Origin of the sequence: Kitasatospora sp. NPDC057738 (genome assembly GCF_042798815.1) — a bacterium.
GTDB lineage: Bacteria > Actinomycetota > Actinomycetes > Streptomycetales > Streptomycetaceae > Kitasatospora > Kitasatospora lactacystinica.
This window is the reverse complement of record NZ_JBHVJT010000104.1, coordinates 1-15685: the sequence shown is the minus strand read 5'-3', so window position 1 is coordinate 15685 and position 15685 is coordinate 1. Positions and strand designations below refer to the sequence as shown.

13 protein-coding genes are annotated in these 15685 nt (G+C 73.0%); 12 read left to right on the top strand and 1 reads right to left on the bottom strand.

The annotated features are described in order from the left end of the window. The first annotated feature begins 97 nt into the window (after window positions 1–97). The 11 genes from ACFVGO_RS36345 to ACFVGO_RS36295 all read left to right on the top strand — a co-directional run bounded on the left by ACFVGO_RS36345 (window position 98) and on the right by ACFVGO_RS36295 (window position 14290). Complete coding sequence (locus ACFVGO_RS36345; RefSeq protein ID WP_380636410.1) at window positions 98–1912, top strand: GAF domain-containing protein; 1815 nt, start codon at window positions 98–100, stop codon at window positions 1910–1912. A 221-nt stretch (window positions 1913–2133) separates the two neighbouring features. Beyond that, complete coding sequence (locus ACFVGO_RS36340; protein WP_380636408.1) at window positions 2134–2547, top strand: hypothetical protein; 414 nt, start codon at window positions 2134–2136, stop codon at window positions 2545–2547. Continuing rightward, window positions 2537–2941, top strand: a complete 405-nt coding sequence (locus ACFVGO_RS36335; RefSeq protein ID WP_359914327.1) for a hypothetical protein — start codon at window positions 2537–2539, stop codon at window positions 2939–2941. The genes ACFVGO_RS36340 and ACFVGO_RS36335 overlap by 11 nt, the downstream gene beginning before the upstream one ends. A 423-nt stretch (window positions 2942–3364) precedes the next feature. Continuing rightward, a complete protein-coding gene (locus ACFVGO_RS36330; RefSeq protein WP_359914324.1) occupies window positions 3365–4408 on the top strand; it encodes a substrate-binding domain-containing protein in 1044 nt (347 codons plus the stop codon). A gap of 240 nt (window positions 4409–4648) precedes the next feature. After that, window positions 4649–5242, top strand: coding sequence for a hypothetical protein (locus ACFVGO_RS36325; protein ID WP_359898086.1), 594 nt, complete (start codon window positions 4649–4651; stop codon window positions 5240–5242). Window positions 5243–5627: 385 nt separating this feature from the next. Continuing rightward, on the top strand, window positions 5628–8108 hold the full coding sequence (locus ACFVGO_RS36320; protein WP_380636405.1) for a hypothetical protein: 2481 nt from the start codon (window positions 5628–5630) through the stop codon (window positions 8106–8108). Window positions 8109–8220: 112 nt separating this feature from the next. Beyond that, window positions 8221–9252, top strand: a complete 1032-nt coding sequence (gene pstC, locus ACFVGO_RS36315; RefSeq protein WP_359898082.1) for a phosphate ABC transporter permease subunit PstC — start codon at window positions 8221–8223, stop codon at window positions 9250–9252. Between the two features lie 109 nt (window positions 9253–9361). Beyond that, window positions 9362–10600, top strand: a complete 1239-nt coding sequence (pstA, locus tag ACFVGO_RS36310) for a phosphate ABC transporter permease PstA (RefSeq protein ID WP_359898080.1) — start codon at window positions 9362–9364, stop codon at window positions 10598–10600. Between the two features lie 38 nt (window positions 10601–10638). Continuing rightward, window positions 10639–12456 carry a phosphate ABC transporter substrate-binding protein PstS gene (locus ACFVGO_RS36305; protein WP_380636403.1) on the top strand — a complete coding sequence of 606 codons (1818 nt, stop codon included), beginning with the start codon at window positions 10639–10641 and terminating at the stop codon, window positions 12454–12456. Further along, window positions 12453–13364, top strand: coding sequence for a class E sortase (locus ACFVGO_RS36300; RefSeq protein WP_359898076.1), 912 nt, complete (start codon window positions 12453–12455; stop codon window positions 13362–13364). Before ACFVGO_RS36305 ends, ACFVGO_RS36300 begins: the two co-directional genes overlap by 4 nt. A 23-nt stretch (window positions 13365–13387) precedes the next feature. After that, on the top strand, window positions 13388–14290 hold the full coding sequence (locus ACFVGO_RS36295) for a phosphate ABC transporter ATP-binding protein (RefSeq protein ID WP_359898075.1): 903 nt from the start codon (window positions 13388–13390) through the stop codon (window positions 14288–14290). A gap of 85 nt (window positions 14291–14375) precedes the next feature. Here the strand turns inward: ACFVGO_RS36295 and ACFVGO_RS36290 are convergent, their stop codons facing one another. Then, the gene (locus ACFVGO_RS36290; protein WP_380359105.1) at window positions 14376–15218 is read right to left on the bottom strand and encodes an HAD family hydrolase; all 843 of its coding nucleotides are present in this window, start codon (window positions 15216–15218) and stop codon (window positions 14376–14378) included. A gap of 161 nt (window positions 15219–15379) precedes the next feature. Between ACFVGO_RS36290 and ACFVGO_RS36285 the strand changes: the two genes are divergently transcribed. Continuing rightward, window positions 15380–15568, top strand: coding sequence for a hypothetical protein (locus ACFVGO_RS36285; RefSeq protein ID WP_359898072.1), 189 nt, complete (start codon window positions 15380–15382; stop codon window positions 15566–15568). The last annotated feature ends 117 nt before the right edge of the window (window positions 15569–15685 follow it).

Here is a 15685-nt window from a genome sequence, read left to right as displayed (position 1 = left end):
CCCGTCGTACCGCCCGTCGTACGGGTCGTCGTACTGCCTGCCGAACTGCCCGTCGCGCCGCCCTTCGGCTGAAAAGCGTACAAACTAGGCTTTCTCCATGGACCCCACGCCGGACCTCCCCGAGGCCACGCCCGAGCCGACACCCCATCGGGTGCCCGAGATCGCCTCGCTGGGGCTGGACACCCTGGTCACCGAGGTCGCCGAGCGCCTCCAGTCGGCCGCCGCGGTCACCGACCGGATGCAGCGGCTGCTGGAGGCGGTGGTCTCGATCGGGGCGGGGCTGGACCTGCACGCCACCCTGCACCGGATCGCGGTGGGCGCGGCCGAACTGGTCGACGCCCGGTACGCGGCGCTCGGCGTGATCGCCCCCGGCGGCACCGGTCTGGCCGACTTCATCCACGTCGGGGTCGACGACGGGACCGCCGGCGAGATCGGCGAACTGCCCGCCGGCCGGGGCATCCTCGGCGTGCTCATCGACCGCCCCGAGCCGCTGCGGCTGACCGACCTCGGCGCCGACCCGCGCTCCTCCGGGTTCCCCCCGCACCACCCGCAGATGAGGACCTTCCTGGGCGTGCCGATCCGGGTCCGCGCGGAGGTGTTCGGCAACCTCTACCTCACCGAGAAGAAGGGCGGCGGGGCCTTCACGCCCGAGGACGAGCAGGTGGTGCACGCACTCGCCGCGGCGGCCGGTGTGGCCATCGAGAACTCCCGGCTGTACGAGGAGGGCCGCCGCCGCGAACGCTGGATCGCCGGCGCCGCCGCCGTCACCACCGCCCTGCTCTCCGCCGAGCAGGCCGAGACCGCGCTGACCGTCGCGGCCGAGCAGGTGCGGGAGCTGGCGGACGCCGCGCTCGGCATGATCCTGCTGCCGACCGGCCCGGAGGACGGCGACGAGGGCGACGGGCAGATGCGGGTCGCCCACGCCTCCGGTGAGCTGGCCGAGTTCGTGCGCGGCGAACTGCTGCCCAGGGAGAGCTTCGCGGCCCGGCTGCTCGCGGGGGAGAGCGTCTACCTGGACGACATGTCCAGCGACCCGACCGTGGTGATCCGGCTCGCCCGCCGCTTCGGCCCGTCCATGGCGGTGCCGATGGTCGCCGCCGGGCGGGTGCTCGGCGGGCTCTGCGTCTGGCGCCCCTGCGGAGCGGTGCCGTTCACCGACAGCGAGAAGCAGCTCGCCGAGACCTTCGCCTCGCAGGCCGCGCTCGCCCTGCGGCTCGCCGAGGGCCAGCGCGACCAGCAGCGCCTGGCCGTCTTCCAGGACCGCGACCGGATCGCCCGCGACCTGCACGACCTGGTGATCCAGCGGCTGTTCGCCACCGGGATGATGCTGGAGAGCGCCGCCCGGCGGGCGGTCGTCCCCGAGGTGAAGGTCGGCATCGGCAAGGCGGTGGACGAGCTGGACGCCACCATCCAGGAGGTCCGCACCACCATCTACGCCCTCCAGCACGACAACCACGGCGACGCGCCGGACACCCTGCGCACCCGGGTGCTGCGCGAGGCCAGCCAGGCCGCGGCCGCGCTCGGCTTCAAGCCCGCGGTGAGCTTCGTCGGGCCGGTGGAGAGCCTGGTCGGCGAGAACACCGGCCGTCAACTGCTGGCCGCCCTGCGCGAGATGCTCTCCAACACGGCCCGGCACGCGCGCGCCTCCCGGGTCGGGGTGGAGATCGACGCCACCACCCACCTGGACGAGGACGGCCGCCCGGTGGGCGGCGACCCGGAGTCGCTGGACCGGGGCGGGCGGCCGGGCGTCCTGCTCACCGTGACCGACGACGGGGTGGGCATCCCGCCGGGCGGCCGGCGCAGCGGCCTGCTCAACCTCACCCGGCGCGCCGAGGCGCTCGGCGGCGACGCCTGGCACGAGAGCGGGCCGTACCGCAAGGGGACGATGGTGCGCTGGACCGCCCGGCTCTGAGCGGTCCACGGCGGTTCCCGGCCGGTTGCCGGTCGGTCACGGGCCGGCCCGGGCCGGTTCCGGGGCGGTTTCCGATCGAGACGCGTGAAAGTTAAACGAGAGAGAACTTCCCGACCAACGGCGCAAGTTGTGAACGTTCTGGGCTTTCGGGGGCTCCGTGTGCACACATAGCTTTACTCCGCTCGGAGGGGAATCCGGAGGGCAACCGGACGGAGGGGGCAGTGAACGCTGCCGGCCGCGGCTACACCGCAGCAGGGGCAAGTCGAGGGGGGTTCCGCGCCGAACGGGCGGCGGACGGGCGCTACCGCTGGCAACTGAAGGCGCCCAACGGACGGGTGGTCGCGATCACCCCGGCCGCGTTCGAGACGGCCAGCGAGGCCGAGCGGGGCTTCGACGGCCTGCGGGTCGTGGCGGTCGAACTCACCGCGCGGATCACCCACGTGCGGGAGGGCATCGGCTGGATCTGGGTCGTCCCGGGTTCGCGGGCCCTGCCCGAGGTGCGCTCCAGCCGCGCGTACGAGCGGTACGCGACCTGCCAGAACGCCTTCCGGCGGTTCGTGGTGCTGCTCTCCAAGCAGCCTCCGCGCGAACTCCCGGAACCCGTGGTGCCGTTGAGACGCACCGATGGCCGCTGAGCGGCGCGGTCCGCGGCTGCTGATCGTGCCGGCGGCCGACCGCTGCCTCGGCTGGGCGCTGCGGGCCGCCAACGGTCGGCCGCTCGGGGTAGGCGTGCGGACCTACCGGAGCGAGGAGGAACTCGCCGAGTCGGTACGGGAACTGCTGATCGAGCGGGCCGCGCTGCGATGTTCGGTCGGACAGTCCGAGGGGCGTCAGTGGGTCTGGGCCGCCTACCTGCCGGTGCGCAGCACCCGGCGGGGGGCGGCCGACGCCGTTCCGGTGGCCCGCAGCGCCCGGGGGTACCTGCGGCGGGACCAGTGCCAGGCGGGGGTCGAGGGGTTCCTGGCCGGACTCCAGTGGGTGGGGCAGGAGTTGCGGCGGTCCGGGCGGGACGGCCGCTGGCCGCTGTGAGCGTGTGAGTCGATGACGGTCCGAGTCGGATGACGGACCGTCATTCCGGCGTTCCCGGAAGGGGATCCTCCATCGGATCCCGTTACCGGAAGGCGATCCTCCATCGGATCTCCGTCCGTGCTGTTCCGGTGAAGGACAGGTTTCCGGCAACACTCCGAGCAGCCTCCTGGAGAAGAACGTCGACCGGGCTCGGAGCCCTGGCAGTGCCCCTGTCACGTGCACGCTGACCAGTGGCTAAACCTCGCTGAACCGATGAGTCGACATTCACCGGCCGGGCTCGACCTCTCTTCCGGCGGAACCTCCCCGGCGGACAGGATCGGCACTGCCGGCGAGGCCGCAGCGGACGCGGCCACACGGCCCCGAACTCCCGAACGGAGTACGGGTTTCACGCGATGTACGTCTCTCCCCCGGAGGAAGAGGAACATGCGTAAGACCGCTGCCAAGCTGCTCACCGTCGCCGCCCTGGCGACCTCCCTCGCCACCGTCGTCGGCGGCACCGCCGTCGCCGACCCGGCCACCGGTGTCACCCCGCGCGCCATCGACATCGTGGGTGTCGGCTCCGACACGACCCAGTCGGTGCTGAACCAGCTCGCCGCCGACTACAACGCGTCGCTCACCAGCTCCACCTCCCCGCGCCTCTACAGCTGGGACGCGATCCCGGCCGGCACCATCACCACCAAGACCGGTGCCACCGCGATCACCCGCCCGAACGGCTCCGGCGCCGGCATCACCGCGCTGAACGCCAACACCAGCGCCACCGTGGACTTCGCCCGTTCCTCGCGCGGCCCGGTGGCCACCGACCCGACCACCGACGACTTCGTCGCGCTGGCGCAGGACGCGGTCTCCTGGGCCGCCAAGAGCGGTGGCAACGCCCCGGCGAACCTGACCACGGCGAACCTGAAGGGCATCTACTCCTGCACGATCACCAAGTGGAACCAGATCAACGCGTCGCTCCCGAACGCCACGATCAAGCCCTTCCTGCCGCAGACCGGTTCGGGCACCCGTTCCTTCTTCCTGACCGCCATCAACGGTGGCGTCACCCCGCTCACCCCGGGCGCCTGCGTCAACAGCAGCGTCCAGGAGAACCAGGGCAGCGACACTCAGCTGAACGACATCAACGCGCTGGTCCCCTACTCCGTCGCCCACTACATCGGCCAGGTGTACTTCGGCAAGGGCACCGGCGCCGACGTCCAGGGCCCGCTGACCATCCGCAACATCGACGGCAACGCGCCGGTCGACACCGTGAACAAGGTCATCAGCGACACCTTCGTGGCCACCCAGTACGGCCGCGTGGTCTACAACGTCTTCCGTGACGCCGAGTGGAACGCCACGGACGCCCACGGCACCGCCCTGCGCGCCATCTTCGGCGCCGGTGGCTGGATCTGCACCAACGGTGCCACGGACATCCAGAGCTACGGCTTCCTGCCGCTCTCGCCCTTCGCCTGCGGCAGCGTCACCCACTCCTGATCGAACCAGCACCGCACCGGCGGCCGCAGGGGCCTCGCCCCTGCGGCCGCCGGCCCGGCTGAACCCTCGGACCGGGGAGCAGGGCGCACCACGGCCGTACAGCCGGGACCGTCCCCCCGGCACCCTCACCGGGGCCGTGCCGCCGGTCGCGTTCCGCCCCGCGGCGGCGCCACCCCCGCGCGAGCTTCCTCGAACCGCACCACCGATCACCTCTCCTCTCCCTCTCCCAAGGAGTTCGGCATGTCCCGCATCAGTGCCCGCCTGGCCGCGACCGGTGCCACCGTCGTCCTCGCCCTGACCGGTGTGAGCGGTGCGGCCGTCGCCGACACCGCCGCCACCCCGGCCTCCGGCCAGGCCGTGATCACCACCGACGTGAGCTTCCTGGCGGACGCCGCGCTCAACGGCATCCTGGTCATCCCGCTGCAGCCGGCCGACCCGAAGCTCGACGCCGACACCGGCCTCACCGTGACGCTCCCGGTGACCGACGGCGCCGCGAACATCCCCGGCTTCTACGGGCACGTGCAGTTCGGCGGCGGTCTGCTCTTCATCAACCTCTCGACCGGCAAGAGCGTGACCTTCAAGCAGCTCGACTTCTCGGTGGCCAAGGGCTACTTCACCGCCGTGCCGAACGGTTCGACCACCCCGGTGCCGCTGCTGGACCCGCGCGGCAACAACGTGATCGGCCGCACCGGCACCACCCAGACCCTGAACTCCTCCAGCTTCCAGGTGGACGCGGCCGGCGCGAACTACCTGGACACCAACCTCGGCACCACGTACTTCAAGGGCGGCCAGCAGATCGGCTCGCTCGCGCTGTCCTTCACCCCGGCGAGCTGATCCCAGCTCCACCCGGCCGCAGATCGGAGGGCCCGTGCCTCGGCGCGGGCCCGCCGCATGCGGATCTTCCAACTCCGGTACGGAGTCGCCGCGTTGTGGTCTCGTACACCTGGCCGACCGGATCCCGCCATGTCCGGCTGGCCGAATGGTACGCACGGAATCGTCCGTCCCCAGCGCGATCCGACGCCCTCGCGCCGCTCCCTCGGCGGCCCGCATCTCCCGGAGGCCTCGCATGAGAACCCGCGTACCCGACCGAAGAGGTCGGGGAAGGTGGCGCCGTCGACTACCGGCCCTGGCCCTCGCCAAGGCGGTGGTGGCGGCGCTCGCTGTCATTCCGATCGGGTTGGGCGCGGCGCCGCAGGCTCACGCCGACTCCTCGACGACCGTGACCGGTCCGAAGGTGTGGATCCCGGCCGCCGGAACGTACGGCGACGAGGGCAGTGTGACGGTCTCCCAGACGGCCAACCTGACCAACCAGGTGCTCCAGGTCTCCTGGAGCGGCTTCACGCCGACCGTCACCCAGAGCGGCGGCCCGGTGACGACCACGCCCGTGGAGTCGACCCTCAACCTGTACGCGGTCCGGGTCTACCAGTGTCGCGGCACCGACCCCGCCGTGACGGACTGCTACGGCAGCACCCTCTACGGCGGCGACCGCGAGGCGGGCTTCGAGCAGCCGGCCCGCCCGGTGCACACGGAGACGCCGGACTGGCCCACGAACATGGTGCTGGCCCCGACCGGCCCGGACGGCTCGGGCACCGCCTCCATCGAGGTGTGGAGCGCCAAGGAGAGCACCACGCTCGGCTGCGACGCCACCCACCCCTGCTCGATCGTGGTCGAGCCGAACTACGGCGGCGACCCGACGGACCTGTACAACATCCGCGGCGGCAAGGCCGACTGCAACGACCACCGGATGGACAAGGACAGGTTCTACAACGCCGCTTCGGACGGCGTCATGAAGCCCGGCCGGATCAACTCGAAGACCAAGAACCGCACCAGTGAGCAGTGCGCCTGGCTCAACCGGACCGTGGTCCCGCTCTCCTTCGCGCCCACCCCGGACTCCTGCGTCGCGAGCGCCCAGGACTTCGGCACCGCCGGTCTGGAGATGGCCAACCGGGCGATGCAGCAGTGGCGTTCGGGCCTGTGCCTGGGCGAGTCCCCGATGACCGTGGGCTACATCCCGGCCGGTGGCGAGCCGCAGGCCCGGTCGGCCTTCCTGGGCGGCAGCAGCAGCATCGACCTCGCGCTGACGGCCCGGCCGGACACGTCACCGCCCCCGCGGCCGTACGTCTACGCCCCGCTGGCGACGACCGGCATCTCCGTGACCTTCGTGGTCGACGACCCGAACACCGGTCGGCAGATCAAGGACATGAAGCTGAACGCGCGGCTGCTGGCCAAACTGCTGACCCAGTCCTACGCGTCGCCCGGTGCCGACATCCCGTCCGTGGCCGGCAACCCGATCTGCCTCTTCACCGACCCCGAGTTCAGGCAGCTGAACCCGGAGACCCCGGAGAACGGGATCAGCTGGCCGACCAGCTGCGGCGGAGCCCTGACGATCTTCCCCGGTGTCCCCGGCGGCACGACGGACTTCACCTACCTGCTGACCTCGTGGATCGCGGCCGACCCGGACGCCGCCCGCTTCCTCGACGGCGAGCCGGACCCGTGGGGCATGCACGTCGACAGCTTCTACCTGAAGCCCCGGTTCACCGGCTACCCGGCCGAGGCCTTCCAGCCCCAGGACATGTCCGGGACGAGCACGCCGCAGGACGGCGCCGACACGGCGCACTGGAAGCAGTTCGAGTGGGTGCCCTCCACCGAGGGCCTCTCCCGGGTCGCCCGCAACCAGGTCCAGAACCGCCCGAACTGCCAGCAGCCGACCTACAACGCCAACGGCGGGCACGACGCCTGCGCCGCGCAGCCGGCCGGCCAGCGCATGATGCTCGCCATCATGGACACCGCCCAGGCCAAGGCGTTCTCGCTGCCCGAGGCCACGCTGCTCAACCCGGCCGGCGCCTACGTGTCGCCGTCCACGGCCGGCTTCCAGGCCGCCGTCGCCGACATGCCGACCGACCCCGCCACCGGGGTCCAGCAGCTGCCCTACGGCACGCCCGACACCGCGTTCTCCCGTGACCAGCGGGCGTACCCGCTGAGCTACGTCCAGTACGCGATGGTCCCGACCGGCGGGGTGCCCGCCGCGAAGGCGGCGGTGATCTCCCGCTTCCTCAAGACGGTGACCACCACCGGGCAGACCTACGGCATCGCGCCCGGCCAGCTGGCCCAGGGCTTCCTCGCCCTGAACAACGCCCAGCGCCAGCAGGCCCAGCAGGCCGTCCAGCACGTCGAGGCCCAGGACGGCAAGCTGCCCGGCAACCAGACCGCCCCGCCGGCCGAGAAGCCCGAACCGGGCACCCCGGAGAACGGCAACGGCGGCTCGGGCTCCGGCGGCACCGTCGACGGAACCAGCCCGGTGAGCACCTCCGGCACCGGCACCACCGGCGCGGACGGCAACTCCGGCGGCACCGGCTTCGGGTCCTCCGACGGCCTGTCCGGCGGCGGGCTCTCCGGCACCGGCTCCACCGGCTCCACCGGGACCGGCACGGCCGGCGGCGCCGCGGCCCCCGGCACGGCCGCCGGCGGCAAGCCCGGCGCGAGCGCCGCGCCCTCCGGCGGACCGCTCGCCGCGGCCCCGGTCGGCACCCCGGTGCCCGACCGGCCCGGCACCGCCCGGCTGCTGCTGCCCGTCGCGCTGATCGCCGGCCTGGTGCTGCTGGTCGGCGGACCGGCCGCGCTGTTCCTCGGCGGCACCCCGGCCGGGGCGAAGGTGCTGACCGGCGCCCGCACCCAGTGGTCGCGGCTGCGCCGCAAGTAGGAACCCGCGTTCGGCGGGGCCGCCGTTCCGGCCCCGCCGAGCGCTTCCTCCCGCCGAGGCAGCGCCCCGGACCCTCACCGAGCACGCCCGTTCCCGAGCACGGAGAGCACACATGACATCCGCCGCTGAGCCCGCGGCACCGTACGCCGGGGCGCCACGCCAACCCGACCACGGGCCCGATCAGGACGTCCCGCGCACCATCACCGCCCCCGCGACCCCGGGTGACCGGGTGTTCCGCGGCGTGCTGCGGCTGGCCGGTCTCTCGGTCTTCGCGATCATGGGACTGATCGCCTTCTTCCTGGTCCTGCGCGGCACCGACGCGCTGCGCGCGGTCGGCTGGTCCTTCCTGACCGAGCAGAAGTGGCAGACCGCCGCCCACAACTTCGGCATCGCCGCCGTCCTGCCCAACGGTCTGCTGATCGCGGTGATCGCGCTGGTCATCGCCGTCCCGGTGGCACTCGGCACCGCGATCTTCATCTCCGAGTACGCCCCGGTGCGCCTGCGCGCCGCGCTGATCTCGCTCGTCGACCTGATGGCGGCGATCCCCAGCATCGTCTACGGCCTGTGGGGCCTGTTCTTCCTCCAGCCGCGGATCATCGGCTTCGTCCGCTGGATGGCCAACCACCTGGGCGACGCCATTCCCTTCCTCAAGGTGCGCATCGGCGACATCGGCACCTCGTACACCTCCTCGACCTTCATCGCCGGCGTGGTGGTCTCCCTGATGATCATCCCGATCGTCACCTCGCTCAGCCGGGAGGTCTTCTCCCAGGCCCCGCAGGGCGAGCGGGAGGGCGCGTACGCGCTGGGCTCCACCCGCTGGGGGATGGTCCGCGCCGTGGTCCTGCCGTTCGGCAAGGGCGGCGTCATCGGCGCGGTGATGCTGGGCTTCGGCCGCGCGATGGGCGAGACCATCGCCGTCGCGCTGATCATCTCGCCGAACTTCAAGGCCATCACCCACATCCTGGAGAACGGCGCCAACTCGATCTCCGCGCTGATCGCGCTGCGCTTCGGCGAGTCGGACTCGCTGTCGCTCTCCGCGCTGATGGCCGCCGGTCTGGTGCTGTTCGCGCTCACCCTGCTGGTCAACGTGCTGGCCGGGGTCGTCATCAACCGCTCGCGCTCCGGCGCCGCGACGGCGGACTGAGCATGACGAACCCCCGAACCGCCCGCGGGGACAGGGCCTGTCCACGGACGCCCGCCCGCGGGGCGACGACCGGCCCACGCAGCCACCCGAACCGTGAAGGGACCATCCGATGACCACGCTCGACCTGCCGCCGGTCGCGGTGTCCGGGCCCGCCGGTGAGCCCGCGCCCCCGGGGCCCGCCGCGGCCGGGGCCCCGGGCCCCGAGAAGAAGCTCCGGATCGGCGGCGTCACCCGCGACGACGTCCTCACCGTGGCGGGCGCGACGGCCGGCTCGCTCGCACTGGACTGGGTGCTGTACGAGCGGGTGCTGCCGTTCAGCGGCGCCTTCGGCTTCCTGCTCTGCTGGTACCTGCTCTTCCTGGCCGGCTACTACCTGCTCGGCCGGCTCCAGTGGAACCCGATGATGGTGCGGGACCGGCTGGTCGCCGTGGTCGCCTGGAGCTCCGGGCTGCTGGTGGTCGCGCTGATCGCCGACCAGATCGGCTACGTCGCCAGCCGCGGCTGGGAGGCCGCCCAGCACCTCAACTTCTTCACCGAGTCGATGGAGCACACCGGCCCGCTCGACCAGCTCACCTCCGGCGGCGCGCTCAACGCGATCGTCGGTTCGCTCGAACAGCTCGGCCTGGCAACCCTGTTCGCCGTTCCGCTGGGCATCGCGGCGGCCGTCTTCATGTCCGAGGTCGGCGGCCGGATGGCCCGCCCGGTGCGGACCCTGGTCGAGGCGATGACGGCGCTGCCGTCCATCGTGGCGGGCCTGTTCATCCTCGGCGTCGTGATCATCACCTTCGGTTTCGAGAAGAGCGGCTTCGCGGCCTCGCTCGCGCTCACCGTGATGATGATGCCGATCGTCACCCGGGCCGCCGAGGTGGTCATCCGGCTGGTGCCCGGCACCCTGCGCGAGGCCTCGTACGCGCTCGGCGGCAGCCAGTGGCGCACGGTGTGGAACGTGGTGCTGCCGACCGCCCGGCCCGGCCTGGTGACCGCGGTGGTGCTCGGCATGGCGCGCGGCGTCGGCGAGACCTCGCCGGTGCTGCTCACCTCCGGCTTCACCTCGCAGTTCAACGGCAACCCCTTCGAGGGGCACCAGGTGTCGCTGCCGCTCTACATCTGGAACTACGTCAAGCAGCCGTACGACGGCATGATCGCGCGCGGCTTCGCGGCCGGGCTGACGCTGATGGGCGTCGTGCTGGTCCTGTTCGTCACCGCGCGCGTGCTCGGCGGCCGCCGGCCCGGGCAGCTGACCCGGGCCCAGAAGCGCCGGATCGACCGGGACGCCCGCCGCCAGGAGGCGGCCGCGCTCGGCGCCATCGCCCGTCCGTACGCCCTCCACTCGCAGGCGAAGCACTGATGTCCGGACCAACCACCCTCCGTCCCCGAGGAGTTCACATGTTCCGGGAGGCCGCAAGGCGCTCCACGGCCCGGCTGCTGGCAGGGGCCATGTCCCTGTCGCTCGCCACGGCCTCCCTGCTGATCGGGCAGACCCCGGCCCACGCCGCCTCGATCTCGCTGAGCGCGGACGGCTCCAGCTGGGCCGGCCCCGCCATCGACCAGTGGCGCCAGGACGTGTCCCCGCAGGGCATCCAGATCAACTTCAACCCGGTCGGCTCGGCGGCCGGCCGCACCCAGTGGTCGATCGGGCAGGACGACTTCACCGCCTCCGACGTGCCGTTCCGCTCCTCGCCGGACACCGGCCTCGGGCAGAACGGCCACGCGAACGGCGGCGGCGAGCGGGAGAACCCGGTCTACGGCTACTCCTACGTGCCGATCACCGCGGGTGGCACCACCTTCATGTACAACCTGGTGGTCGGCGGCAAGCAGGTCCGCGACCTGCGGCTCTCCCCGCAGACCATCGTGGACATCTTCACCGGCAAGATCACCAACTGGAACGACCCGAAGGTCACCAGCGACTACGGCAAGGCACTGCCCAACCTGCAGATCACCCCGGTGATCCGCTCCGACGGCTCCGGCGCCACCGCGCAGTTCACCCGCTGGATGGAGCACACCCACAAGGACCAGTGGGAGTCCTACTGCAAGGCCGTCAACGGGGTGAGCTGCGGCGACTACACCGAGTTCTTCCCGCCGTCCGGCCGGATGGTCGCGCAGAACGGCTCCGACGTGGTGGCCGGCTACATCAAGTCCCCGGGCAACGTCGGCACCATCGGCTACGACGAGTACGCGTTCGCCAAGCGCAGCAACTGGCCGGTCGTGAAGGTGCTCAACCAGGCCGGCTACTACGCGCTGCCGACCGCCTCCAACGTCGCCGTCGCGCTCACCGCCGCCAAGATCCGCGGCGTGGACGACGGCACCCCGGCGGACGACCCGAACTACCTGCAGCAGAACCTCGACGGCGTCTACACCATGGACGACCCGCGCGCCTACCCGATCTCCAGCTACAGCTACCTGATCGTGCCGCGGGCCGGGGCGGCCAACCCGCCGCCGCCGCGCTTCAACAACGACAAGGGCTCCGCCCTCAGCCGCTTCCTCTCGTACGTGCTGTGCGAGGGCCAGGGCAAGGCGGACGACCTCGGCTACTCGCCGATCCCGCGCGGCCTGGTCAAGGGCGGGCTGCTGCAGACCAGGAACATCCCCGGCAACGCCAGCCCGGTCGACCCGAACACCCTCTCCAACTGCGCCAACCCGACCTTCAACTCGGCCGGGGAGCTGACCGTCCTCAAGAACGCCCCGATGCCGAGCCCCTGCGACAAGGCCGGCAGCCCGCTGGACTGCACGGTGCAGAACGGCCAGCCGGTCAAGACCGGTTCGGGCGCGGGCGGTTCCGGCGGTGCGGCCGGCGGCTCCGGCGGTGCGGCGGGCGGTTCCGGCGGCACCGGCGGGTCCGGCGGCTCCGGAGGCGGAACCGGCGGCGGCGCGGGTGGCGCCGGTACCGGTGGGGGCGCGGGAACGGCCGGCGGTGCCGGCGACCCGAACGCGGCCGGCGGCGCGGCCGGCGGTGACCCGAACGCGCCCGGTGCCGGCGACGCCACCGAGGACGTGGTCGACCCGCAGACCGGCCAGGTGGTCGCCCGCGGCCGCGGCGGCGCCGCCACCGAGGTGGCGGCCAACGTGGTCGAGGTCAGCGGCAAGCCCGAGGACTGGATGCTGTCCTCCCTCACCGCGCTGGAACTGCTCGCCGTGGTGCTCGTCCCGCCGCTGCTCGGCCGCCGGCTGCTGCGCCGCCGCAACGGCTCGGGCGGTACCTCGTGACGGCCCCGGTGCTGGAGAAGCCGGTCGCGGTGAGCGCGCCGGAGCAGCCGGCCGCCCCCGTCGGGCCCGCCGCCCCGGCCCGGCCCGCCGTCTCCCCCGGGCGGCGGCGGTTCCTCCAGGGCGCCTGGGCGGTCAGCCTGGCCGCGGCGCTGGTGCTCGGCTTCGTCGGGTACCTGTTCACGCTCTCGCACGTCCAGCAGAAGCACTACCAGTCCACCGCGTACAAGACCTTCCGCGACCAGCTGGCCCGGGCGGTCGCCCCGACCGGCGCGGCCGCCGACGGCGACCCGGTGGCACTGCTGGACATCCCGGCGATCGGCCTGCACCGGGCCGTGGTGGTCGAGGGCACCACCGGCCGGGACCTGATGCGCGGCCCCGGCCACCGCCGGGACACCGCGCTGCCCGGTCAGCGCGGGGTCGCCGTGGTCTTCGGCCGCGGCGCCACCTTCGGCGCGCCGTTCGCCGAACTGTCCAGGCTGCGGGTCGGCGACAAGATCGAAGCCACCACCGGCCAGGGCACGTTCACCTACACCGTCAACGTGTACGGCGACGGCGACCACCCGATCGTCGACCAGGCCCGCAACCGGATGGTCCTGGTCACCGGCGACTCCGACTGGATCCCCGGCTCCACCGTGCTGATCGGCGCCCGGCTGGACGGCGACCCGCAGCAGAACCCCGGCGGCCGGCCCGCGACCGTCCCGTACGACAAGGCACTGGCCGCGGACAAGGGCGCGCTGGCCACGCTCCAGCTGTGGTCGCTCGGCCTGCTCGGCGCGGTGGCCGGCGCCCTGCTGCTGGCCCGGTACTGGCGGCGCTCGGCCGCGTACCTGAGCCTCGCGCCGGTGGTCGGCGCGCTGCTCTGGGCGGTCTACGAGAACGCCGCCGCCCTGCTGCCCAACCTCTACTGACGCGCGCCCGGAGGACCGTTCCGATGACCGACGCACCACTGACCGAAACCCCGCCGGCCGACCCGGTCGCCGACACCATCACCCTCCCCCCGGTCGCCCCCGCCCCGTACGCCGACCGGCGGTACGCGGACGGCCACCCCGACGACGAGCCGCTCGCCGGACTGGAGACCCGCGACGTCTCCGCCTGGTTCGGCAGCCGCAAGGTCCTGGAGCGGGTCTCGCTGGCGATGCCGGCCGGCGAGGTCACCGCGCTGATCGGCCCGTCCGGCTGCGGCAAGTCCACCTACCTGCGGATCCTCAACCGGATGCACGAGATGGTGCGCGGCGCCGCCCTCTCCGGCGAGGTGCTGCTGGAGGGGGACGACGTCTACCGGCCCGGCCGCCGGCCCGCCGAGGTGCGGCGCCGGATCGGCATGGTGTTCCAGCGGCCCAACCCGTTCCCGGCGATGTCCATCCAGGACAACGTCTCCAGCGGGCTCAAGCTGGCCGGGATCAAGGTGTCCAAGGACGAGCGCCAGCACCTGGTCGAGACCAGCCTGCGCCGGGCCGGGCTCTGGGACGAGGTGTCCACCCGGCTGCACACCCCGGGCGGGGCGCTCTCCGGCGGCCAGCAGCAACGCCTGTGCATCGCGCGGTCGTTGGCCGTCTCGCCGGACATCCTGCTGATGGACGAGCCGTGCTCCGCGCTCGACCCGACCTCCACCCGGCGGGTCGAGGAGACGATCGCCGAACTGCGCGGGCGGCTCACCATCGTGATCGTCACCCACAACATGCAGCAGGCCCAGCGCGTCTCGCAGACCTGCGCGTTCTTCCTGGCCACCCACGACACCCCGGGGCGGATCGTCGAGGCCGGGCCGACCGAGCAGATCTTCGGCAGCCCGCGCGACCAGCGGACCTCGGACTACGTCAACGGCCGCTTCGGCTAGGCCGCTCCGGCCGCTCCGGCCGCTCCGACCGCTCCGACCGCTCCGACCGCTCCGGCCGTTCCCGGCCGGAGCGGTTCCCGTTGTCCTACCGGCCGAGGAGCCGCTCCAGCACCGCCGCGACGCCGTCCTGCTCGTTGCTCACGGTGTGCAGCGGCACCGCCGCCAGCACCTGCGGGTGCGCGTTGGCGACGGCGTACGCGGTGCCGGCCCAGGCCAGCATCTCCAGGTCGTTCGGCATGTCGCCGAAGGCCACCACCTCGCTCCGGTCGATCCCGCGCCCGGCGCACCAGCGGGCCAGCGTGCTGGCCTTGGTGACGCCGGGCGCGCTGATCTCCAGCAGCGGGATCGCCGCCGAGCGGGTGATCTCGGCCAGGTGCCCGGCCGCCTCCCTGGCCTCGGCGAGGAACTTGTCCGGATCGAGGTCCGGGTGCTTGGCCAGCAGCTTGAACAGGCCCCGCACCGACCCGCCGGCCCCCAGCAGCTCCTCCGCCGTGCCGACCTCGTGCTCCAGCTCGTCGCCCCACATCGGCACCGCGTACCCGGGCTCGCGGGCCCAGCCGCCCGGGTGCTCGAAGGCGAACGCGGTGCCCGGCAGCTTGGCCCGCAGCGCCTCGACCACCGCCAGGGTGGTCTCCACCGGCAGCGGGAAGGTCTCCAGCAGCTCGCCGCGCCGCACGTCCACCACCGCGCCGCCGTTCGAGCAGATCGCCACCCCGTGGCCGCCGATGTGCGGGCTCACCTGCTGCATCCAGCGCGGCGGCCGCCCGGTCACGAACACCACCTGCACCCCGGCCGCCTCGGCCGCCGCCAGCGCCGCGGCGGTGCGGTCGGTGACGGTGCCACCGGAGCAGAGCAGGGTGCCGTCCAGGTCGGTGGCGATGAGGCGGGGCGCGGTACGGGGTTCGGTCACCGGTCCATCTTCGCCCATCGGCGCGGCAGGGTCACCGGCCCGGCCCCGCGCCCACCGGCCGTCCGCGCCGTGATCAAGCCCTTCATACTCCGTTTCCGGCCGATCCCCAGGCCGCCGGGGTGCCCGGCCGGCCGCGCCGGGAATGACTGCCCACGGCCACCCCGTCGGCAGGAAGAGCCATGCCCACACGCCAGCTCCGCGACCAGCCGCCCCCGACCGCCCGCCCCGACACCCGCGACCCGCGGGCGTCCGACGCCTCGCGCGACCCGGTCCTGCTCGGCGACGTCCTCTTCCACACCCTCGCCGAACTCGCCCGCCGCACCTGCGCCCCGTCCCTGCCCGCCCAGCGCACCCGCCCGCACCCCTAGGCCCTGCGGCCCGGGACCCACCAAGGGGGGAGGGGGGGGAGGGGGAGCAGGGGGGGGGGGGGGAGGAAGTCCCGGAGGAGAGGAGGGTGTTGGGCCGGGGGGGGGGGTGTTCCCAAC

Coding starts and splice junctions, on each gene's coding strand:
- ACFVGO_RS36345 (WP_380636410.1), top strand. CDS start 98: ATGGACCCCACGCCGGACCTCCCCGAGGCCACGCCCGAGCCGACACCC.
- ACFVGO_RS36335 (WP_359914327.1), top strand. CDS start 2,537: ATGGCCGCTGAGCGGCGCGGTCCGCGGCTGCTGATCGTGCCGGCGGCC.
- ACFVGO_RS36330 (WP_359914324.1), top strand. CDS start 3,365: ATGCGTAAGACCGCTGCCAAGCTGCTCACCGTCGCCGCCCTGGCGACC.
- ACFVGO_RS36325 (WP_359898086.1), top strand. CDS start 4,649: ATGTCCCGCATCAGTGCCCGCCTGGCCGCGACCGGTGCCACCGTCGTC.
- pstC (WP_359898082.1), top strand. CDS start 8,221: ATGACATCCGCCGCTGAGCCCGCGGCACCGTACGCCGGGGCGCCACGC.
- pstA (WP_359898080.1), top strand. CDS start 9,362: ATGACCACGCTCGACCTGCCGCCGGTCGCGGTGTCCGGGCCCGCCGGT.
- ACFVGO_RS36305 (WP_380636403.1), top strand. CDS start 10,639: ATGTTCCGGGAGGCCGCAAGGCGCTCCACGGCCCGGCTGCTGGCAGGG.
- ACFVGO_RS36295 (WP_359898075.1), top strand. CDS start 13,388: ATGACCGACGCACCACTGACCGAAACCCCGCCGGCCGACCCGGTCGCC.
- ACFVGO_RS36290 (WP_380359105.1), bottom strand. CDS start 15,218: ATGGGCGAAGATGGACCGGTGACCGAACCCCGTACCGCGCCCCGCCTC.
- ACFVGO_RS36285 (WP_359898072.1), top strand. CDS start 15,380: ATGCCCACACGCCAGCTCCGCGACCAGCCGCCCCCGACCGCCCGCCCC.